This window comes from Clavibacter michiganensis (assembly GCF_016907085.1).
Classification (GTDB): domain Bacteria; phylum Actinomycetota; class Actinomycetes; order Actinomycetales; family Microbacteriaceae; genus Clavibacter; species Clavibacter michiganensis_O.
In genome coordinates, this window is sequence record NZ_JAFBBJ010000001.1 from 3,196,186 (window position 1) to 3,216,513 (window position 20,328).

Sequence of the window (20,328 nt, forward strand, 5' to 3'; positions counted from 1 at the left end):
TGCCCGTACCACCGCGCGCGGCCCCCGAGGGGGCCAGGAGGACCGGGCGTACACTGATCCGGTGACTGATACAGCGGAACCGGTAGACGTCGTCCTCGTTGGCGGGGGCATCATGAGCGCGACGCTCGGCACCCTCATCAAGCAGCTCGAACCCGACTGGACCATCCAGATCTTCGAGCGCCTCGGCGAGGTGGCCATGGAGTCGAGCAACCCGTGGAACAACGCGGGGACGGGCCACGCCGCCCTCTGCGAGCTGAACTACACGCCGGAGAAGGACGGGAAGATCGAGATCGGGTCCGCGACCCGCATCAACGAGCAGTTCCAGCTCTCCCGCCAGTTCTGGGCGCACCTCGTCACGGCGGGCGCCGTGCCGGAGCCCAAGGAGTTCATCAACCCCACCCCGCACATGACGTTCGTCCGCGGCAAGGAGAACGCCGAGTACCTGCGGCGCCGCTTCGACGCCCTGCGCGCCCACCCCCTCTTCGAGGCCATGGAGTACTCGGAGGACCCCGCGGTCATCCACTCCTGGGCCCCGCTCCTCGTGCTGCAGCGCGAGAAGGACGAGGTCATCGCGGCCACGCGCTTCGAGGGCGGCACCGACGTCGACTTCGGCGCTCTGACCAACAAGCTCATCGACTACCTGACGGAGCACGGCGCGGCCCTGCACCTCAACCACGAGGTCCGCGGCCTCTCGCAGAACCCCGACGGCAGCTGGCACCTCCGCATCCGCAACGACGTGGGACGCTCGACCGTGGAGGTGGACGCGAAGTTCGTCTTCATCGGCGCGGGCGGCGGAGCGCTGCCCCTCCTGCAGAAGTCGGGCATCCCCGAGATCAAGGGCTTCGGCGGGTTCCCCATCAGCGGCGAGTGGTTCCGCACGGACGACCCCGAGATCGTCGCGAAGCACCGCGCGAAGGTCTACGGCAAGGCCGCCATCGGGTCGCCGCCCATGTCCGTGCCGCACCTCGACACGCGCGTGGTGGGGGGCGAGACCTCGCTGCTCTTCGGGCCCTACGCCGGCTTCAGCCCGCGCTTCCTGAAGAAGGGCTCGCTGCTCGACCTGTTCGCGTCGATCCGCCCGCACAACATCATCCCGATGCTCGCGGTCGCCAAGGACAACCTGAGCCTCATCAAGTACCTCGTCAGCCAGCTCATCGCCTCCAAGGAGACGAAGTTCGACGCGCTCCGCGAGTTCATGCCCACGGCCGACCCCAAGGACTGGTACCAGGTCACGGCCGGCCAGCGCGTCCAGGTCATGAAGAAGGACGCGGAGAAGGGCGGCGTGCTGCAGTTCGGCACCGAGGTCGTCGCGGCGGCCGACGGCAGCATCGCGGGCCTGCTCGGCGCATCGCCCGGGGCGTCCACGGCGGTCCCGATCATGCTCGACGTCCTCGAGCGCTGCTTCCCCGACCGCATCGCCGGGTGGAAGAAGCCCCTCACGCGCATGATCCCGAACTACGGCACCCTCGTCGCCTCGGACCCCAAGAAGACGCCGAAGATCATCCAGGAGACCGCCGAGGTCCTCGAGCTCCAGCACTGACGGGACGGGCGGGCGCGGGACCGCGTCCGCCCGTTCGCTTCCCGTTCGAATGTGTGTTCGAATGAGCGCATGAGATGGAGCGCGCAGAGGCTGTCCGACGCGAGCGAGGACGCGCTCCCCGGGCTCGCCCGCCTGAGCAACCTCGTGCAGAGCGTCCGGACCCCCGAGTTCCAGGGGGTCACGTTCCACGAGGTGCTGGCGAAGTCGGCCCTCAACCGCGTGCCGGGGGAGTCGAAGGTCATGCCGTACGGCTGGACCATCAATCCCTACCGCGGCTGCACGCACGCCTGCGTCTACTGTTTCGCGCGCCCGACGCACGAGTACCTCGACCTGGACGGGGGCCGCGACTTCGACGACCAGATCGTCGTCAAGGTCAACGTCGCCGAGGTGCTGGCCCGCGAGCTCGCGAAGCCCACGTGGACGCACGACGCCGTGGCGCTCGGGACGAACACCGACCCCTACCAGCGGGCCGAGGGACGCTACGCGCTCATGCCCGGCATCATCGCGGCGCTCGCCTCGTCGGGCACCCCGCTGTCCATCCTCACGAAGGGCACGCTCCTGCGCCGCGACCTCCCGCTGCTCCAGGAGGCGTCGGCGTCGGTGCCGGTGGACCTCGCGATGAGCATCGCCGTGCTCGACGACGACCTGCAGCAGTCGGTGGAGCCGGGCACGCCCACGACCGCGGCGCGCCTCGCGACCGTCACGGCCATCCGCGAGGCGGGCCTCGACTGCACCGTGTTCATGATGCCGATCCTGCCGATGCTCACGGACTCCGTGGAGCACCTCGATCACGCGCTCACCCGCATCCGTGCGGCCGGCGGCACGCGCGTCCTCTACTCCGCGCTCTACCTCAAGCCCGGCGTCAAGGAGTGGTACCTCCAGTGGCTGGAGCGCGAGCGCCCGGATCTCGTGGGCCGCTACCTCGACCTCTACGCGCGCGGTGCGTACGCGCCGCAGGCGTACCGGTCGTGGCTGAAGGCGCGCATGGATCCGCTGGTCCGGCGCCACGGGCTCGGCGGCGGGCGGGTGGATCCGCGCACCGGCGGGGTGCTGTCCCGTGCCGACCTGCCCGGCATCCAGGGCGCCATCGCTCCGGTCGGCGGCCGACCGCGTCCCGGCTGGAGCCAGGAGGGCGCGGACAGCCGCGCCACGACGGCTCGCGGACGCGGCAGCTGGACCCAGGCACCGGCACCGGGCCCGCTCGTCGCGGCGGCGCTGCCGGCCGCCACCGCGACGCAGGCCACGCTGTTCTGACGCGGGCGCGGGGTGTCCGCCCACGCCCCCGCATGCCGCCCGGGCGCGCCCCCTGGCTAAGGTTCTGACATGACCACCCTGCGTGACCCCGGGGCGGGCACGCGCGACGCCTCCGGGCGGTCGTCGCCGCAGCCCGTGCGGGTCGGCGTGCTCATGGGGCACGAGCCCGCGTTGGACGAGGTCTGCGCGATCCTCCGCCGCCGGGCACCCGAGATCGACGTCGTGGTGAGCACGACCGGGTGGCTCCAGCTGGTGCGCTCGCCGCGATTCCCGACGGACGTCGTGGTCGTCGATTACGACCTCGCCGACGCCGTCAGCCTCGAGGGGCGCATCCGCTCCTGCCGTGCGGCGGGGGCGGCCGTCGTGGTCCTGTCGCGGTCGGGCGCCGAGGAGGTCCGTCGCCGCGTGGTCGACGCGGGGGCCGCGGCTCTGCTGACCGGGCCCGTGCCCGCGGGGGACATCGTCGCCGCGGTGCGCGCGGTCGCCGCGGGAGCCCGATCCGGGCAGCGGCGCGAGGACGGGGCGTCGGGCGAGGGCGGCGTGCGCGGATTCGCGAGCCCGCGCCTCAGCCAGGGCGAGGAGCAGGCCCTCCGCCTCTACGTGACCGGTCGGTCGACGCAGGCGGTCGCCGCGGCCATGAACGTCCAGTACGAGACCGCGAAGACCTACCTCCGCCGCGTCCGCGCGAAGTACCGCCTCGTCGGGAGGATCGCCGGTCGCCGAGCCGACCTGATCGATCGCGCCACCGAGGACGGCTACCTTCGGTAGATGGCCAAGCTCTACTTCCGTTTCGGCGCGATGAACAGCGGCAAGAGCACCTCGATGCTCCAGGCCGCCTACAACTACGAGGAGCGCGGGCAGCACGTGCTGCTCACGAAGCCCGTGATCGACACCAAGGGCGACCGCGACATCGTGTCGCGCCTCGGCGTCCGTCGCCCGGTGGACTTCCTGCTCGAGCCGGACGCGGACGTCTGGCAGGAGTTCGGGATCCACCGCGAGCGGGTGCTGCAGGAGAAGGGCGGCCCGACGGCATGCCTCCTCGTCGACGAGGCGCAGTTCCTCCGCGAGTCGCAGGTGGACGACCTGCTGCGCATCGCGATCCTGCAGGACGTGCCGGTGATCGCCTACGGGATCCGCACCGACTTCCAGACGGTGGCGTTCCCCGGGAGCCGGCGGCTGTTGGAGATCGCGCACAGCCTCGAGGAGATGAAGACGATCTGCCGCTGTGGGCGCAAGGCCGTATTCAACGCGCGCCAGGTCGGCGAGCGGTTCATCTTCGCGGGCGACCAGGTCGCGATCGACGGCGAGGACGTCACGTACATGTCGCTCTGCGGCGCCTGCTACCTCGCGGAGAGCGGGGGAGTGCTGACGAGCGGCCGGCCCGTCGAGGCGAGCGCGTCGGCGTTCGGGTATCCCGCGGGTCCGGACGCCGACTTCGCCTGATCCGGTGATCCGCACCGCGCGCTCGGCGGCGCGGGTCGTCAGTCCCGCAGGTGGCGGAGGCCGCAGGCGGTGAGCGCCCCCGTGATCAGCAGGGTGGCGAGCGGGATCAGGGCGGCGCAGACGTCGGGCATGGGCGTGCGGACCTCGTCTCCGAGTGAGGGGCAGGCGGTGCGCGTCGGGGGGCGGGGGCGCTCGGACCGGCATCCACGCTAGACCGACCGTCCCACCATGGGGCAGCCCCAGAAGCTGGGGCGCCATCCGCAGGGCGTCATTCCCGGATCTGGGGAACCGGAGCGGGTCCGCGCCTGTGGGAGCATGGGGCTCGGGCGCCGCTGGGGGGCGCTCCATCGACGAGGGGGATCGCCTGTGGAACTGCGTGAGTACATCCGGATCCTGCGACGATCGTGGGTCCTCATCCTGTTGGTCCTGCTGCTCGGGGTGGGTGCCGCCGCCGGCTACTCGCTCGTGCAGACGCCCGAGTACCGGGCGTCGTCCAAGGTGTTCGTGTCGACGCAGTCGGCCGGCACCGTGCAGGACCTGAGCCAGGGGAGCACGTTCACGCAGCAGGCGGTCAAGAGCTACGCCGACGTGGTGGCGACGCCCGTCGTGCTGGAGCCGGTCATCGCCCAGCTGGGCCTCGACGCGACCGCGGAGTCGCTCGCGCCGAAGGTCACCGCCACCGCGGCGGCCGACACCGTCATCATCCAGATCTCCGTCGAGGACGAGCAGGCCGAGGCAGCCGCCACCATCGCCAACGCGGTGGCGCGGAGCTTCACCGACGTCGTCGCCGAGCTCACGCCGCTCGACGCCAACGGCCAGCCGCAGGTGAAGATCACCACCCTGCAGGAGGCGCGGATCCCGGCATCGCCCGTGTCGCCGCAGGTCCCGCTCAACCTCGCGCTGGGCGGGCTCATCGGGCTCGCGCTCGGCGTCGCCGCGGCCGTGCTGCGGTCCACGCTCGACACGCGCATCCGCGGGGAGCGCGACCTGCGCCTCGTCACGCACGCGCCCATCCTCGGCGGCATCGCCTACGACCCGAAGGCCAAGGAGCGCCCGCTCATCGTGCAGTCGGATCCGCGCAGCCCGCGCGCCGAGTCCTTCCGGAGCCTGCGCACCAACCTGCAGTTCCTCGACTTCGGCGGACGCGCGCGCAGCTTCGTCATCACGAGCGCGGTGGAGTCGGAGGGCAAGTCCACGACGAGCGCCAACCTGGCCATCGCCCTGAGCGACGCGGGTGCGCGGGTCGCCGTCATCGACGCCGACCTGCGGCGTCCCAAGCTCGCGTCGTACCTCGGGCTCGAAGGCGCGGTCGGCCTCACCGACGTGCTCATCGGCCGCGCGGAGCTCAAGGACGTGCTGCAGCCGTGGGGCAACCGCAACATGTTCGTGCTGCCGGCCGGCCAGATCCCGCCGAACCCGAGCGAGCTGCTCGGCTCGCGCACGATGGTCACGCTCCTCAAGGAGCTCGAGGCCGAGTTCGACACCGTGCTCATCGACGCGCCGCCGCTGCTGCCCGTCACCGACAGCGCGGTGCTGTCGAAGAGCGCGGGCGGGGCCATCCTCGTCGTGTCGTCCGGTCGCGCGCACCGGGGCCAGGTCCACGCGGCCATCGAGTCGCTGAACAGCGTCGGCGCCGAGGTGCTGGGCGTGGTGCTGACCATGCTCCCGACCAAGGGTCCCGACGCTTACGGGTACGGCCAGTACGGCTACTCCTACGTGCGGCCCGAGAGCTCCGACAGCACGAGTCCCGCCGCTCCCTGACCCGCCGCCGACCCGTGTCGTCCCGGCGGGCCTCGTGGGGGCCTGTACGATCCGGGTGACACCACCGCTCGACCCGCATCTCCCGTTGCGCGGACCGGGGGCCGTGCTCCACCGGAGGAGCGGGTCCCGGCTCGACGTCCGGGCGCGGACCGGATCCGGCCGCCCGTGAGGGTGAGCTGCCCGTGCGCCGCACGATGCCCGCCACACCGGGAGACACCATGTCGGCTCACGCCGAGGCGCCACCGCGCCGCCTGCGAGGACGCCCCTCCGCCCACCGCGCCGCTCGATCCGCGGGAGCCGCGCGTGGCTAGGTCCGCGCCCGACGGCCGGAAGCCCATGGCCGTCACAGGGCGCGCCCGGCGCCGTCGTCCGTCGCTCGGCCGCATCATCCCCGGCGTCGGCGTCACCGCCGTGGTCGCCTTCCTCGTCATCGACCTGATCCTCGTCTCGGCCGCGGTGACCCGAACCGGCGGCGGATCGACCGGCGAGGGGACCGCCGCCCCCGCGCCGTCCGCCACCAGCACCGACGCCGCCGCGACGCCGACGCCCGCTCCGAGCGCCACCGCGAGCACCACGGTCGCCGCGCCCACCGTCTTCCTCGCCGCGGGGAACGCCGAGGTCGCGTGGCGCACCACGGGCGGCTCCTGCACGGGCGAGGCCGCGCGCATCCAGACCACCATCGACGAGGGCCGCACCTGGGACACCCGTTCGACGGGCGCGTTCGACGCGCGCCGGATCCTCGCGCTGCAGGTGGAGAGCCCGGACGTCGGCAGCGTCGTCGCCGACGTGACGGCGGCGTGCACCCGCACCACCCTCCAGAGCTTCACGGGCGGCGAGTTCTGGCGCGACGCGCCCGCGCTCACGGCGACGACGGCGTACGTCGACCCCGCGCAGCCCGGCACGGTGCAGCTCGTCCAGGGCCCCCGGGACGCGCCGTGCGACGACGCCGTCCAGGTCGTCGACAGCGGCCAGGCGGCCGCGGTGCTCTGCGGATCCGGCGCGCTGCACGTCCGCTCGGGCAGCGGCGACTTCCGTCAGATCGACGCCCCGGGAGTCCTCGCGCTCGCGCTCGGCACGGACGGCATCCTGACCGCGGGCACCGCCGGGTCCTGCGCGGGCACGAGCGTCGGCCGCATCGTCCCGGCCTCGGGCGCCGTGAGCGTCCTCGGCTGCGCGGCTGCCGTGCCCACCAGCGGATCCGTGGCCATCTCGGCCGCGGGTCGCGACGTCTGGCTGCTCACCGGCGACTCCGTCAGCATCTCCGCCGACGGCGGGACCACCTGGTGACCTCCGCGGACGCCGTCGCGCCGTCACGGCGACGCCGCCGGGCCCGACGCCCCTGGACGCGTCGACGCATCGTGACGGTCGCGGGCGCCGTGATCGCCGCCCTCCTCGTGCTCTGGATCGTGTGGGTCGCCGCCCGCGCCCTCCTCGCCCGCGGCGAGCTCGAGCAGGCGGTGCCGCTCGCCTCCTCCGTGCAGCGCGACCTCCTGGCTGGCGACTCCGCGGGAGCGTCGGCGAGCGTCGCGCAGCTGCGCGACCACTCCGCGCGCGCGGTGTCGCTCACGGGGGATCCGGTCTGGGCCGTCACCGAGCACGTGCCATTCGTGGGCCCGAACCTGCGCGCCTTCCGCGAGATCTCCGGCGTCGTCGACCGCATCGGCGGCGACGCGCTGCAGCCCGTCGTCGGCATCGCCGGCACGCTCGACGTCGCGAGCCTGACGCCGAAGGACGGGAAGCTCGACCTCGACCCGATCGTGGCCGCGCAGGAGCCCGTCCGCCAGGCCGACGATGCGCTCGACACGGCGTTGGCCGACGTGACGGCCATCGACACCGGCAGCACCATCCGGCCCGTCGCCGACGCCGTCGCACGTCTGAAGGAGACGGTCGGGAAGGCCGCCGAGACGCTGGCCGTCGTGCGCCACGTCACCGACCTCGCGCCCGCCATGCTCGGCGCCGACGGCGATCGCAGCTACCTGCTCATGTTCCAGAACAACGCCGAGGTGCGCTCCACCGGCGGCATCCCGGGCGCGCTCGCGCTCGTCCGGACGGGCGGCGGCGCGTTCTCGCTCGCCGGCCAGGACTCGGCGCGCGCCTTCCCGCGCCTCGCGGAGCCGGCCCTGCCGCTGGATCCCCAGACCGCGGGGCTCTACGGCACCATCACCGGCCGGTACATGCAGGACGTCACGCTGACGCCCGAGTTCCCCCAGGCCGCGCCGCTCGCCGCCGAGATGTGGCGGCTCAAGCACGGCGACGCGGTCGACGGCGTGATCAGCATCGACCCGGTCGCCCTCTCGTACCTGCTCGAGGCCACCGGCCCCATCACGCTCGCCACCGGCGACGTGCTCCGCTCCGACGACGCCGTCGACCTTCTCCTGCACGACGTGTACCTCCGCTACCCGAACCCGGACGTCCAGGACGCGGTCTTCGCGAGCGTCGCCGACTCGGTGTTCGCGAAGGTCTCCTCGGGCGACGTGGACCCGGCCGCGCTGGTGAAGGCGCTCGGGCACGCGGCCGAGGAACGGCGCATCCTGATCTGGAACTCGCGCGCCGACGAGCAGGCGACCCTCGCGGGCACCACCTTCGAGGGCTCGCTCCCCGCCGACAACGACGAGTCGACGGTCTTCGGCGTGTTCCTCAACGACTCCACCGGCGCGAAGATGGACTACTTCCTCTCGCTGCGGACCACGCTGGCGATGGCCATGTGCCGGGACGACGGCAGGCCGGACTACCGCACCGAGGTGATCCTCGGATCCACGGCCCCGGCCGACGCGGTCTCGCTGCCCTTCGTCGTCACGGGCGGCGGCGTATACGGCGTGGCGCCCGGCGACATCAAGACGCGCGTGGCGGTCTACGGACCGCCCGGCACGGTGCCGCTGCGGGTGCACATCGACGGACAGGAGACGCCGTTCCAGCCGGAGGTCGTGGGCGGCCGGGCCGTCGCCCAGGTCGAAGTGACGCTGAAGCCCGGTCAGGAGGTCCGCATATCGGTGGACACGCTGGGGGACAAAAAGACCGACACGCCGCTCTCGATCGTGACCACCCCGGTAATTGACACGATCGCGACAGAATTCCGCTCCCTGTCCTGCGGCACTTCCCAGTAGTCTCCTCAGTGGGGGAATGATCGACGGCGGACCCGAGTCCGCTAGTGGCCCCTGTGCACCACGAGAAGCTCACACTGGGGGAACCACATGTTCAAGAAGATCCTCGCCGGGGCGGCCATCGCCCTCGCCGCGACGTTCACCGTCGCCACCGCCGCCAACGCGGACCCGTACACGCCCGAGGGCGGCGTCTCCGTCAGCGACCCGACCGTCGCGCCCGGCCAGAGCACGGTCCTGTCCTTCGCGGACGGCTCCTTCGCCGCCAACAGCCTGGTGACCATCACCATCACGGGCGAGGACGCGGCCAACGCCACGCTCGCCTCCTTCCGCACGGCCCCCATGGCCGTCACCAGCAACTCCATCACCAAGAACGCGACCAACGCCGGCGGCCTCCGCGTCACCGTCACGCTGCCCGCCGGTTCCGCGACGGGCTCCTACGCCCTCACCGGCACCGACGCCCAGGGCAACACCGTCTCCACGACGATCTCGGTCGTCGCGGCCGCCGGCAACGGCACCGCGGTTGGCGGCTCCAGCGCCGACGGCGCCGCGGGCCTCCCCGTCACGGGTGGCCAGCTGCCCGTCGTCCTCATCTGGACCGGCGGCGGCCTGCTCCTGCTCGGCGCCGCCCTCGTGGTGGTGCTCGCGACGGTCCGTCGCCAGCGCAGCACGATCTGATCCGCATCACGAACAGCGTCGTCTGACTCCTCTCCGGAGGCGGGCGACGGAAGGCCCCGAGGCATCCGCCTCGGGGCCTTCCGCCGTCTCCGGGGCGGGATGCGGGTGCCGGTTGGCCCCAGTCCGGGGCCGATCCCGCCCCGAGCCTCCGCGCGGAGCCGAGACGCGGCTAGCATCGCCGATGTGGGTTTACCCGACCCGCTGTCTGCCTGAAGGCGTCGACCCGAAATCGCGCGCCGCGGACACCACCGCCCCGAGGCGATACCCGTCGTGCCCCCGCACGTCCGCCCCGGGCGCATCAGAGAAGGCACACCCGAGATGCTCGCCAAGACCCTGGCGGGCGCGTTCGTCGCGCTCGCGATCACCGTTTCCGTCCCCCTCGCCGCCCAGGCGGAGAACTACGTCCCCAAGGACTCCGCCATCGCCTGCAGCGGCATGTCCGTGACCCCGGCCGCCGTCGCGCCGGGCGAGTCGGTCCGTATCGCCGGCGTGGCCGGATCCTTCACCCCGGGCGAGACCGTCGCCGTCCGCCTCTCCGCGGCAGCCGGTGCACCCGCAGCGGCGGGCGACCCCGCCGCCTCCGTCACGGCCGCGGCCGACGGCTCCGTCTCCGGCACGCTCGTCGTCCCGACGACGGCGTCGGGGACCTGGCGCGCCAACCAGACCGCCGCGTCGGGCGACCACTGGTGCGGCATCGTCTCCGTCGTCCCGGCGAGCACCCGCACCGCGGCGGATGCGGGATCGCTCCCCGTCACCGGCGGCACCCTGCCCACCGGCCTCGCGATCACCGGTGGCGGGCTGCTCCTCGTCGGTGCCGCAGCCGCGGGGATCGCGACGGCCCGCCGGCGCCGCGCGTCCTGACGCCCGGCCCCGCATGAGCCCCGACGCGGGCGGATCCGATCACGACCGGATCCGCCCGCGTCGTCGTCTCCGGGTCGCGACGAGCGCCGCGCTCGTCGCGCCGAGGAGAGCACCGGCGCCGTTGGCCGCCACGTCGGTGACGGAGGCCACGCGCGCCGGCAGGAACGCGCCCTGCGCGAGCTCGACCGACGCCGACATGGCGGTCCCGGCGAGCACGACGACCCACCAGCGCGGAGCCCCGAGCGCGAGCACGCCGAGCATGCCCAGCGGCGCGAAGAGGGCGACGTTGGCGACCTCCTCGATCATCGAGTAGCGGAAGCCGGGGATGCCGTGGCGCTGCACGAACACCACGCCCCGCATCAGGTACGGGTACACGCCGCGATCGACGCTGTCGGGGGTGAGCGTGACCAGCCCGATCAGGGCGACGTACGCCACGAGGAGCACGGCGGCCTGCCGTCGGCGGGTGCGTCGGCGCGCGCGGTCCCGCTGCGCGCCCCACGGCGACCGCCCGGGCGCGGTGCCCTCTGCCGGGGCACGCGACGAGGGGGCGGAGGCGGCGGGATCCATGGGGTCGGCAGCCTAGCAACGGGCCCTCCGCGGGGAATGCGCCGCCGATCCCGCCCGTTCTCCCCGGGGTGACCCACCTCGAACGCGTCCCGCTGAACGTCCTCGACCTCGCCCCGCGCCCCTTCGGCGGCACGAACGGCGACGCCGTCGCCGGCAGCATCCGTCTCGCCCAGGCCGCCGAGTCCGCGGGCTACTCGCGGTTCTGGGTCGCCGAGCACCACGGGATGCCGGGGATCGCGAGCTCCGCACCGGCCGTCCTCCTCGCGGGCATCGCCGCGCGCACGTCCACCATCCGCGTCGGCAGCGGCGGCGTCATGCTGCCGAACCACACGCCGCTCGTCGTGGCGGAGCAGTTCGGGACCCTCCGCGCCCTCTACGGCGACCGCATCGACCTCGGCATCGGCCGGGCTCCCGGCACCGACGGGGCGACCGCGATGGCGCTCCGCCGCAGCGAGGCGGGCCTGGGCGTCGACGACTTCCCGCAGCAGCTCGTCGACCTGGTCGGCTTCTTCACCGGCGGCATGGCCGACGACAACCCGCTGCGCGGGATCACGGCCGTCCCGGGCCTCGGCGACCGGCCGCAGATGTGGCTCCTCGGATCCAGCGGATACTCCGCCCAGGTAGCGGCGGCCCTCGGGATCCGCTTCGCCTTCGCGCACCACTTCGCCGGCGACCGCACGGAGCAGGCGCTCGCGATGTACCGCGAGCGCTTCCAGCCGAGCGACGACCTCGCCGCGCCCCACAGCGCCATCGCGGTGAGCGTCATCGCCGACGAGGACCCGGACGTCGTCGAGCGCGAGGCGCGCGCCGGCCGCATCACGTGGCTCCGCATGCGCCAGGGCGGGAAGCCGCAGCCGGTGGATCCGGCCGAGGCCGCCGCGTACGAGTTCAGCGACCTCGAGCGCGAGATCATCGGGGCGCGCGACCGACGCCAGGCCATCGGCTCGCCCGACGCCGTGCGGATCGGCCTCGAGCGCCTGCTCACGAGCACGGGGGCCGACGAGCTCATCGTCGCGCCGTCGTCCACGACGCTCGACCACCGCATCCGGACGCTCCGCACCGTGCGCGATCTGGCCATCGGGGAGGCCTGCGCGGCCTGATCGCGAGTGCACTCATCACATTTCGGCCACGGGGAGCTGGGACCATACCTGCGACGGACGCGACCGCTCAGGGCGCGGGTTAGATTCGTACCATGAGGAAAACTGACCTGACCATCTCGACCCGGTTGGGCGCGTTCCTCGGACTCGTCGGCATGAGCACGATCGCCGGCGTGCTCGTCGCCGCCATGGTGACCCCGGCCATCGCCGTGTCGGGCATCGCGGCCAACAGCACCATCGGCGTGTTCGAGGACATCCCCGACAACCTGCAGATCGACAACCTCGCGCAGAAGACGGTCCTCTACGCCAAGCAGGGCGACGACCAGGTGCCCTTCGCCGAGTTCTTCTCGCAGGACCGCGAGGAGGTCCCGTGGGACGCCGTCTCGTCGTTCGCGAAGGACGCCGCGATCGCGACCGAGGACCCTCGCTACTACGAGCACGGCGGCGTCGACGTGCTGTCGGCCGCGCGCGCTCTCGCGCAGAACGTGCTGAACAAGGAGGTCCAGTCGGGCGCCTCCACGATCACGATGCAGTACGTCCGCAACGTCCTGGTCCAGAAGGCCCAGAACATGGTCGACTCCTCCGACGAGGCCACCCAGGCCGAGGGCCGCAAGGCCTTCCAGGAGGCGACCCAGCCCGACATGCCCCGCAAGCTCAAGGAGATGCGGATGGCGATCGGGGTGGAGAAGAAGTACTCCAAGAACGAGATCCTCCTCGCCTACCTCAACATCGCGAACTTCGGCAGCCGGGTCTACGGCATCGAGTCCGCGGCGCGCTACTACTTCAACGTCTCGGCCGCCGACCTCACGCTCGAGCAGGCCGCGAGCCTCATCGCCACGGTCAACGCGCCCGAGGTCTTCAAGATCGACAACCCGGACAACCTCGAGCGCAACAAGGAGCGCCGCGACCTGCTGCTGCGGAACATGCTCAAGGAGCAGAAGATCACGCAGGAGCAGTACGACACGGCGTCCGCCGCGGCGATCACGCCGACGATCACGCCCTCCACGAGCGGCTGCATCCAGGCCAACCCGATCTCGGCCGCGTACTTCTGCGACTACGTGAAGAACGAGATCCTCACGAACCCGGAGTTCGGCGCGACGCCGGCCGAGCGCGACGCCGTGCTCAAGCGCGGCGGCATGCAGGTCTACACGACGCTCGACCTCGACATCCAGGGGAACGCGGCGGAGCAGATGCGCAAGCAGGTGCCGACGACCGCGCGCTTCACGAAGATCGGTGGATCCGTGGTCTCCCGCGAGGTGAAGACCGGCCGCATCATCGCGATGGCGCAGAACACGGACTACGGCGTCGCCGCCGACCAGGCCGGCGTCACGGAGATCAACTACTCCGCGGACAAGGCGCACGGCGGCTCCGCGGGGTTCCAGGTCGGATCCACGTACAAGATCTTCACCCTCGTCGACTGGCTGAAGAGCGGGAAGTCCGTCTACCAGACCGTCAACGCGTCGAAGACCAAGTGGAACCAGTCGGAGTTCCGCGCCTGCGGGGAGCGCGTGGGTTCCGAGCCGTACACGGTCACCAACGACACCAACACCGGCGCCACCTCGAATCAGACGGTCCTCCAGGCGACCGTCGCGTCCGTGAACTCGGCGTTCATCGCGATGGCCAGCCAGCTCGACATCTGCGACATCAACCAGACGGCGAAGGACATGGGCGTCTACAACGCCGACAACCGCGATCTGCAGAACTACCCGCCGGACGTGGTCGGTTCGGGTGGCAACAACGTCGCCCCGCTCCAGATGGCGACCGCCTTCTCCTCCGTCGCGAACCAGGGCACCATGTGCCCGCCCATCGCGATCGACAAGGTGGTCCTCCCGGACGAGTCCGAGCTCGTGACGCCGAAGAGCGAGTGCGCGCAGGCCATGAGCCCCGAGGTGGCCAACACGGCGGCCTTCACGCTCAAGGCCGTCATGGGCGGCACGGGTGCGGCGTCGAACCCACGCGACGGCACGGAGATCATGGGCAAGACGGGCACGACGGACCGCTCGAAGGACACCTGGTTCGTCGGATCCTCCACCGAGGTCACGACGGCCGTCTGGGTCGGCAACGTCGAGGGCTTCGTGTCCATGCGCCGCAACGTCCTCAACGGCTCGGCCGCGGACAGCGCGCGTCACCGGATCTTCAAGCCGCTGCAGACGTTCATCGACGACCGCTACCCGGCGGAGGGCTTCCCCGCCCCGAGCAGCACGCTCACGAAGAAGCCGTACGTGCCGCCGGCACCGAAGCCCACGCAGTCGGCGGCGCCCACGGCGCCCGAGGCGCCCGCCGCCCCGGCGCCGTCCCAGCCGGCCCCTCCCGCGGAGGGATGAGCCCGCGCTCGATGGGGAGCGCGCGCCGACGGCCGTCGCCTCCGGGCGGCGGCCGTCGTGCTGTGCGCCGCCGGGCACCGGATGCCTCGGATCGTGCGCCTCGTAGACTGGACGACCGCCGCTCCACCGACCCGGGAAGGCCGACATGACCGGGACCCCGACGTCCGCACCCGCGCGCGTGCGCACGCTCCTGCCCGGCATCGAGGGGCTCCGCGGTGTCGCCGCCGTCGCCGTGCTGCTGTACCACGTGCAGCGCCAGCTGGCCCGGCCCACGACCGACGTACCGCTCGTCGGCGAGGTCGCCTTCTTCAGCCACGGCGTCACGCTCTTCTTCGTGCTGAGCGGCTTCCTGCTGTTCCTGCCGTTCGCGCGGAGCCTCGTCGACGGCGCCGCCATGCCGCGGCTGTCGCGCTACGCCGTGAACCGCGCGCTCCGCGTCTTCCCGGGCTACATCGTGGTGCTGCTGCTCGTGAGCCTCGTGCTGCGCATCGCGATCCTGCCGCGCGAGAGCCGCGACGCCGGCATCTCCGTGGGCACGCTCGGGCCGGTCGACACGATCGTGAACGCCCTGCTGCTGCAGGGCTACGCGCCGCGGACGCTGCGCAGCGGCATCGAGGTCGCGTGGACGCTCGCCGTCGAGGTGTCCTTCTACGTGGTGCTGCCGATCGTCGCGCTGCTGGCGGCCCGGCTGCTGCGCGGGAGAGCGACGTGGATCCGCGCCCTGGCCCCCGCGGCGGTGCTCCTGCTGATCGGCGTGGCCGGCAAGGTCTGGTCGATGATCGCGCAGGCGCCGCTCGGTCACCGCGGACGCCTCGCGAGCGAGTGGGGCGTCACGTGGGAGGCGGTCGCGAACCGCAGCATCCTCGTGCACGCGGACCTCTTCGCCTACGGCATGGCGGCGGCCGTCGTCCTGCTCGCCCTGTCCGCGGACGAGGGCCTGCGCGACCGCGTGGCGGTCTGGCGCGTGCCCGCCGGCATCGTCGCCGCGGCGCTCATCGTGGTCGCCTCCGAGGCGCCCGTGGGCGCGTTCGAGGAGAGCATCGTGGCCGCCTCGTGCGCGACGCTGCTGCTCCTCGTGGCGCTGCCGCGGCGCGGCGGATCCCTCGGGCCGGTCACCCGCTTCCTCGAGCTCCGGTGGATCGCGTGGCTCGGCACGATCTCGTTCAGCGTCTACCTGTGGCACCTGCCGGTGATCCGCTTCCTCCGCCGCGCGGGCCTCGTGCTGCCGGACACGCTCGCGGGCTTCGCCCTCAACACGCTGGTGGTCGGGGCGGTGACGCTCGCGCTCTCCGCGGCGACGTACTACGCGATCGAGCGGCCGGCGCTGCGACTCAAGGACGTCGACCGTCGACCGGCACGACGGCGGCGTGGGGACGCCATGTCCTCCGAGAGAACGCGGTCGTCCCCGCGGGAGGAGCGGTGATGACCGACGTCTCGACGGGCCAGCGGAAGAGGCGGATGGGGCTCGGGCTCTCCTCGGCGGGAGCATGGTGGTGCGTCGGCGTCGCGCTCCTGTTCTACGAGTTCGTCTTCATCTCCCAGGCGTCGTCGCCGACCGAGGACGAGAGGGACGCCGCCGTCATCGTCGCCGTCGCCGTGGGCATCGCGGTGATCGCCGCGTTCTCGTGCTGCGTGCTGTGCCTCCGCCGTTTCGGCGTCGTGAGGTCCGCGTGGGCGTTCCCCGTGCTGGTCGTGGCGGGCGTCATCGTCGCCGCGGCCCAGTTCCCGCTCTCGGCAGGCCCGTACGGCTACTGGGTGTCCGACCAGCCGCGATCCCTGGCCCTCTTCATGCTGTCGGGGCCCGCTCTTCCGGCCGCCGCGATCCTGCTCCTCATCCACGTCGTCCTGCGCGTGCGCGAGCGGCACGCGGGGTGATGCCGTCCGCGGAGCGCATGGCGTCCGCACCACGAAGGGCCGCTCCCGGAGGAGCGGCCCTTGTCGTTCGTGCCTGTCGTGCTGTGCCTCCCGGAGGAGGCGGTGTGTCGGGGTAACAGGATTTGAACCTGCGACCTCTTCGTCCCGAACGAAGCGCGCTACCAAACTGCGCCACACCCCGATGGCCCGAGGGCCGGGCTCTACGATACCCGATGTTCCGGGGTCCCGAGTACGCCGCGGGCGGTCAGACGGCGGTGAGCGTGAGCAGCGTCGCCTCGGGGAAGCACGCGAAGCGCACGGGCGCGTAGATCGACGTGCCGAGGCCCGCGCTCACGTTCAGGAACGAGGCTCGGTCGGCGTGCGGCCAGACGCTGAGGCCCTTCACCTGGCGGCGCGGGATGTCGCAGTTGGTGACGAGCGCGCCGTAGCCGGGCACGCAGACCTGGCCGCCGTGCGTGTGCCCGGCGAAGATCATGCGGGCGCCGTTGGTGACGAACGAGTCGAGCACCCGGCGGTAGGGGGCGTGCGCGACGCCGATGGACACGACCGGCGCGTCCGAGGCACCCTGGTAGGCCTCCCCGTCCTCGCGCAGCGCGTCGAGGGCGCCGGGGAGCGCCTCGAGGTGATCGAAGTCGCGGTGCGGGTCATCGACGCCGAAGAACTCGAGCAGCGTGCCGTTGACCTCGATCGCGCCGGCCGCGTTGTTGAGGTCGACCCAGCCGAGCGACGCGTAGAGCCGCTCGAGCCGGGGGAGGTCCAGGTCGGCGGGCCGCTGCGTGGCGTGCGTGTTGGCGGTGAAGTACTTGAACGGGTTCTTCAGCATCGGCCCGTAGTAGTCGTTCGAGCCGTGCACGAAGACGCCGGGGATCCCGCGGAAGGCCTCGAGGGTCTCCTCGACCGCGACGATGCCCTGCTCGTGGCCCGTGTTGTCACCGGTGTCGACGACGAGGTCGGGCTTGAGCTCCGCGAGCTCGCGCACCCACCGCTGCTTCTTGTGCTGCCACGGGGCCATGTGCATGTCCGAGAGGTGCAGCACGCGGATGGGGTCGGCGCCCACGGGGAGCACCGGCACCGTCACCTCGCGGAGGGTGAAGCGGCGCCGCTCGTAGAAGGACGCGTACGCGAAGACCGCCGCGCCGGCCGCGGCGACGCCGCCGACGGTGCGGGCGATACTGCCGAGCACGCTCATCAGCTGCGTCCGATGTAGAGCGTCACGGGGCCGCCGCTCTGCTGTCCGGCCGCAGGATCCGTGCGGGTCGCCTTGCCGATCTGCGAGTTGTCCTGCACCTGCTCCTGCGCCATGGTCACGTCGAAGCCGGCCCCCCGTAGCGTCTGCCGGGCGGTCGTCATGTCCTGCCCGCGCACGTCCGGCACGGTGCCCGGCGTGCCCTGCTGCTGGCTCTGGTCGGGCCCGCTGCTGATGAACACCGTCACGGTGGACCCACGCGCGGCGTTGGCGCCGGCACCCGGGTCGGATCCGGCGACCTGCCCGGCGGGCACGCTCGAGGAGGCGCGCGCGCCGCCCTGGGCGAAGGACAGGCCCGCGCCCTCGATGGCGGACTGGGCGTCGGCGGGCGACATGCCCGACACGTCCGGCACCTGGACCGTCGGCGTGCGGGTGAGATCCGCTGCCGGGCCGGGGAACGCCGATCCCTTGTAGACCGCGTTGACGGCCTGCATGAACGGCTTCCAGACCGCGAAGCGGGCGGTGGACATGAGCTGCCCGTTCGGGAGCTTCGTCTGGCGCTGGCGGATGTCCTGTCCGCCGTAGCTGCCCACCCAGATGGCGGTGGTGACCTCGGTGCTGGAGCCGACGAACCAGGTGTCCTTCGCCCTGTCCGTGGTGCCCGTCTTGCCGATGAGCGGTGTGCCGTCGTTCGTGTTGGCCGCGGCACCGGTCGCGCCCATGACGCCGGCGAGCGCGTAGGCGGCGGTGTGCGCGACATCCGGGCTCACGGTCTCGGTGCAGTTGGCCGACGGCGGCGTGATCTCGGTGTCATCGGGCAGCACGACCTTGTCAATCAGGATCGGCGTGCACGTGGTGCCGTTGTTCGCGACCGTGGCGTACGCCGAGGCCATCGTGAGCGGCGCGATGTTGTTGCCACCGGAACCGATGATGTCGGACACGAGACCGGAGAGCGGCTTGCTCTTGTCCGCCTGGTGGATCCCGATGTCCTTCGCGGTCTGCACGATGCCGCACATGTCGAGCTCTGAGGCCATGGCCATGAACGCGGTGTTGGTGGAGTTCGCGGTCCCGGACATGACGGTCCGGTTGGCACCCGGCGCAGCCCCGTCGTTCGTGACCGTCAGCGGCTTCGAGCTCAACGTCCCGCCCGTGCACGAGTCGCGGAAGTCGCTTCCGGCCCATGTCCCCTTGGAGGAGTTGACGACCTCATTCACCGAGTGCCCCTCCTTGAGCCACTCGAGGAGGGTGACGAGCTTGTACGTCGATCCCACCTGGAAGCCACGCGACCCGCCCATGTCCTGGTCGGTGTTGAAGTTGACGCTCTGCACACCGGCGCCCGCGTTGTTGCCGTAGTCGGTGTTCTGCACCATGGCGATGACGCGACCGGTCTTCGCCTCGACGCTGGTCATCGCCGACCCGAGCTCCGGGATGCTGTTCATCGTCGTGGGAATCTGCTTGCGCATGTCGTCCGTGGCCTTGGCCTGCAGGTCGAGGTTCAGCGTCGTGTAGATCTTGTAGCCGTTGCGGTTCAGGTTGATCCGCGCCTCATCGGGGGTCGCGCCGAACTCCTTCGAGTTCTCGACCGTGTACTTCACCGCGTCGCAGAAGTACGCGGCGCTGGCGGGCTGGGCGGCGTTGCAGCCGCTCACCGACGGGGTGATCGCGGGGGTGACCGGGGTGGCGATGGCCTCGTCGTGCTGCTGCTGCGTGATGCTGTGGTGCTTGAGCATGTTGTCGATGAGGATGTCGCGCCGCGCCTGGTTGGCCTGGATGTTGCCCGGCTCGTCGATGCGGAGGGCCGTGGGGTAGTTGACCGTGGCGACGAGGCTCGCGGCCTGCGCGATGCTCAGGTCCGTGGCGTTCACGCCGTAGTAGTACTTCGCGGCCGACTGGATCCCGTAGACGCTGCCGCCGTAGTTCGCGATGTTGAGGTAGCCGAGGAGGATGTCGTTCTTGGAGAACTTCTTCTCCAGCCCGATCGCCAGGCGCATCTCCTTGAGCTTGCGGGCGGTCGACTCCTGCGTCGCCTCCGCGTAGGCCTTCTTACCCGCGTCCGGATCCGTCGTCGCGAGCGTCTCCGCCTTCTGCACGAGCACGTTCTTCACGTACTGCATGGTGATGGTGCTCGCGCCCGACTCGACGCCGCCGCCGATGACGTTCTGGGCGAGCGCGCGGAACGTGGACTGCACGTCGACCCCGCCGTGCTCGTAGAAGCGGGGGTCCTCCGTGTCGACGGCCGCGGCCTTCGCGTTGTCGGAGACCTCGTCCCACCCGACCTCCTCGCGGTTCTGCGCGTAGAACTCGGCGAACTTGACCGGCTGCCCGCCCTGCGTGGCGTAGAGCTCGGTCTTCTGGGCGAGGTTGTCGATCTGCAGGTAGTCCGGCAGGTCCTCGAAGAGGCCGATCGTGTTGTTGGCCGCGAGGCTCGTGACGGCGATGGCCGGGGTGACCATCGCCGCGACCAGCACGCCGGCCACGGCGCTCATGCCGAGGACGCCCGTGAGCGCGGCGGCGACGCGGCCGGGCGTGTTCTTGGAAGCAGACATAGACTCCAGAGTACGGGAAGGGTGTATGGGAACCCGTGAGACCTGTGCGCCGGCCGCCCGCGCCCGTCCCGTCACGCACCCGACCCGACCGGCAAGGA

At 71.8% G+C, this 20,328-nt stretch carries 16 protein-coding genes and 1 tRNA gene; 13 read left to right on the plus strand and 4 right to left on the minus strand.

What is annotated here, in order from left to right:
* The first annotated feature begins 61 nt into the window (after positions 1–61).
* The 9 genes from JOE38_RS15080 (at position 62) to JOE38_RS15120 (ending at position 10,635) form a co-directional block, all read left to right on the plus strand.
* Complete coding sequence (locus tag JOE38_RS15080) at positions 62–1,540, plus strand: malate:quinone oxidoreductase (RefSeq protein WP_204576999.1); 1,479 nt, start codon at positions 62–64, stop codon at positions 1,538–1,540.
* 69 nt (positions 1,541–1,609) lie between these two features.
* Positions 1,610–2,794 carry an Rv2578c family radical SAM protein gene (locus JOE38_RS15085; protein WP_204577000.1) on the plus strand — a complete coding sequence of 395 codons (1,185 nt, stop codon included), beginning with the start codon at positions 1,610–1,612 and terminating at the stop codon, positions 2,792–2,794.
* Between the two features lie 69 nt (positions 2,795–2,863).
* Complete coding sequence (locus JOE38_RS15090) at positions 2,864–3,562, plus strand: helix-turn-helix transcriptional regulator (protein WP_204577001.1); 699 nt, start codon at positions 2,864–2,866, stop codon at positions 3,560–3,562.
* Positions 3,563–4,237, plus strand: coding sequence for a thymidine kinase (locus tag JOE38_RS15095; RefSeq protein WP_043584435.1), 675 nt, complete (start codon positions 3,563–3,565; stop codon positions 4,235–4,237).
* Between the two features lie 366 nt (positions 4,238–4,603).
* A complete protein-coding gene (locus tag JOE38_RS15100) occupies positions 4,604–5,998 on the plus strand; it encodes a polysaccharide biosynthesis tyrosine autokinase (RefSeq protein ID WP_204577002.1) in 1,395 nt (464 codons plus the stop codon).
* Between the two features lie 303 nt (positions 5,999–6,301).
* Complete coding sequence (locus JOE38_RS15105; protein ID WP_307838897.1) at positions 6,302–7,285, plus strand: hypothetical protein; 984 nt, start codon at positions 6,302–6,304, stop codon at positions 7,283–7,285.
* Positions 7,282–9,102, plus strand: a complete 1,821-nt coding sequence (locus JOE38_RS15110; protein WP_204577003.1) for a DUF4012 domain-containing protein — start codon at positions 7,282–7,284, stop codon at positions 9,100–9,102. The genes JOE38_RS15105 and JOE38_RS15110 overlap by 4 nt, the downstream gene beginning before the upstream one ends.
* A gap of 87 nt (positions 9,103–9,189) precedes the next feature.
* Entirely contained in the window at positions 9,190–9,774 is a 585-nt protein-coding gene (locus tag JOE38_RS15115) for a sortase (RefSeq protein WP_204577004.1), read from the plus strand.
* A 318-nt stretch (positions 9,775–10,092) separates the two neighbouring features.
* Positions 10,093–10,635 (plus strand): sortase, encoded by a 543-nt coding sequence (locus tag JOE38_RS15120; protein ID WP_239544850.1) that lies wholly within the window; start codon positions 10,093–10,095, stop codon positions 10,633–10,635.
* A 39-nt stretch (positions 10,636–10,674) separates the two neighbouring features.
* Here JOE38_RS15120 and JOE38_RS15125 read toward each other — a convergent pair whose 3' ends face one another.
* Positions 10,675–11,202, minus strand: coding sequence for a VanZ family protein (locus JOE38_RS15125; protein ID WP_204577006.1), 528 nt, complete (start codon positions 11,200–11,202; stop codon positions 10,675–10,677).
* Positions 11,203–11,270: 68 nt separating this feature from the next.
* Here JOE38_RS15125 and JOE38_RS15130 point away from each other — a divergent pair, with 68 nt between their 5' ends.
* The 4 genes from JOE38_RS15130 (at position 11,271) to JOE38_RS15145 (ending at position 16,498) form a co-directional block, all read left to right on the plus strand.
* Positions 11,271–12,302, plus strand: coding sequence for an LLM class flavin-dependent oxidoreductase (locus JOE38_RS15130; RefSeq protein WP_204577007.1), 1,032 nt, complete (start codon positions 11,271–11,273; stop codon positions 12,300–12,302).
* Between the two features lie 92 nt (positions 12,303–12,394).
* Positions 12,395–14,623, plus strand: a complete 2,229-nt coding sequence (locus JOE38_RS15135; protein WP_204577008.1) for a transglycosylase domain-containing protein — start codon at positions 12,395–12,397, stop codon at positions 14,621–14,623.
* 145 nt (positions 14,624–14,768) lie between these two features.
* On the plus strand, positions 14,769–16,046 hold the full coding sequence (locus JOE38_RS15140) for an acyltransferase family protein (protein WP_204577009.1): 1,278 nt from the start codon (positions 14,769–14,771) through the stop codon (positions 16,044–16,046).
* Positions 16,046–16,498 (plus strand): hypothetical protein, encoded by a 453-nt coding sequence (locus JOE38_RS15145; RefSeq protein WP_204577010.1) that lies wholly within the window; start codon positions 16,046–16,048, stop codon positions 16,496–16,498. Before JOE38_RS15140 ends, JOE38_RS15145 begins: the two co-directional genes overlap by 1 nt.
* 107 nt (positions 16,499–16,605) lie before the next feature.
* Here the strand turns inward: JOE38_RS15145 and JOE38_RS15150 are convergent.
* The 3 genes from JOE38_RS15150 to JOE38_RS15160 form a co-directional block, all read right to left on the minus strand.
* Positions 16,606–16,679: transfer RNA gene (locus JOE38_RS15150), tRNA-Pro, on the minus strand.
* A 63-nt stretch (positions 16,680–16,742) separates the two neighbouring features.
* The gene (locus JOE38_RS15155) at positions 16,743–17,687 is read right to left on the minus strand and encodes a metallophosphoesterase (RefSeq protein ID WP_204577011.1); all 945 of its coding nucleotides are present in this window, start codon (positions 17,685–17,687) and stop codon (positions 16,743–16,745) included.
* The gene (locus JOE38_RS15160; protein WP_204577012.1) at positions 17,687–20,230 is read right to left on the minus strand and encodes a transglycosylase domain-containing protein; all 2,544 of its coding nucleotides are present in this window, start codon (positions 20,228–20,230) and stop codon (positions 17,687–17,689) included. Before JOE38_RS15160 ends, JOE38_RS15155 begins: the two co-directional genes overlap by 1 nt.
* Positions 20,231–20,328: the final 98 nt, after the last annotated feature.

What these genes read in the sequence shown, in the direction of transcription:
- JOE38_RS15085 (WP_204577000.1), top strand. Translation starts at nt 1,610, where the DNA reads ATGAGATGGAGCGCGCAGAGGCTGTCCGACGCGAGCGAGGACGCGCTC.
- JOE38_RS15090 (WP_204577001.1), top strand. Translation starts at nt 2,864, where the DNA reads ATGACCACCCTGCGTGACCCCGGGGCGGGCACGCGCGACGCCTCCGGG.
- JOE38_RS15095 (WP_043584435.1), top strand. Translation starts at nt 3,563, where the DNA reads ATGGCCAAGCTCTACTTCCGTTTCGGCGCGATGAACAGCGGCAAGAGC.
- JOE38_RS15115 (WP_204577004.1), top strand. Translation starts at nt 9,190, where the DNA reads ATGTTCAAGAAGATCCTCGCCGGGGCGGCCATCGCCCTCGCCGCGACG.
- JOE38_RS15120 (WP_239544850.1), top strand. Translation starts at nt 10,093, where the DNA reads ATGCTCGCCAAGACCCTGGCGGGCGCGTTCGTCGCGCTCGCGATCACC.
- JOE38_RS15125 (WP_204577006.1), bottom strand. Translation starts at nt 11,202, where the DNA reads ATGGATCCCGCCGCCTCCGCCCCCTCGTCGCGTGCCCCGGCAGAGGGC.
- JOE38_RS15135 (WP_204577008.1), top strand. Translation starts at nt 12,395, where the DNA reads ATGAGGAAAACTGACCTGACCATCTCGACCCGGTTGGGCGCGTTCCTC.
- JOE38_RS15140 (WP_204577009.1), top strand. Translation starts at nt 14,769, where the DNA reads ATGACCGGGACCCCGACGTCCGCACCCGCGCGCGTGCGCACGCTCCTG.
- JOE38_RS15145 (WP_204577010.1), top strand. Translation starts at nt 16,046, where the DNA reads ATGACCGACGTCTCGACGGGCCAGCGGAAGAGGCGGATGGGGCTCGGG.
- JOE38_RS15155 (WP_204577011.1), bottom strand. Translation starts at nt 17,687, where the DNA reads ATGAGCGTGCTCGGCAGTATCGCCCGCACCGTCGGCGGCGTCGCCGCG.
- JOE38_RS15160 (WP_204577012.1), bottom strand. Translation starts at nt 20,230, where the DNA reads ATGTCTGCTTCCAAGAACACGCCCGGCCGCGTCGCCGCCGCGCTCACG.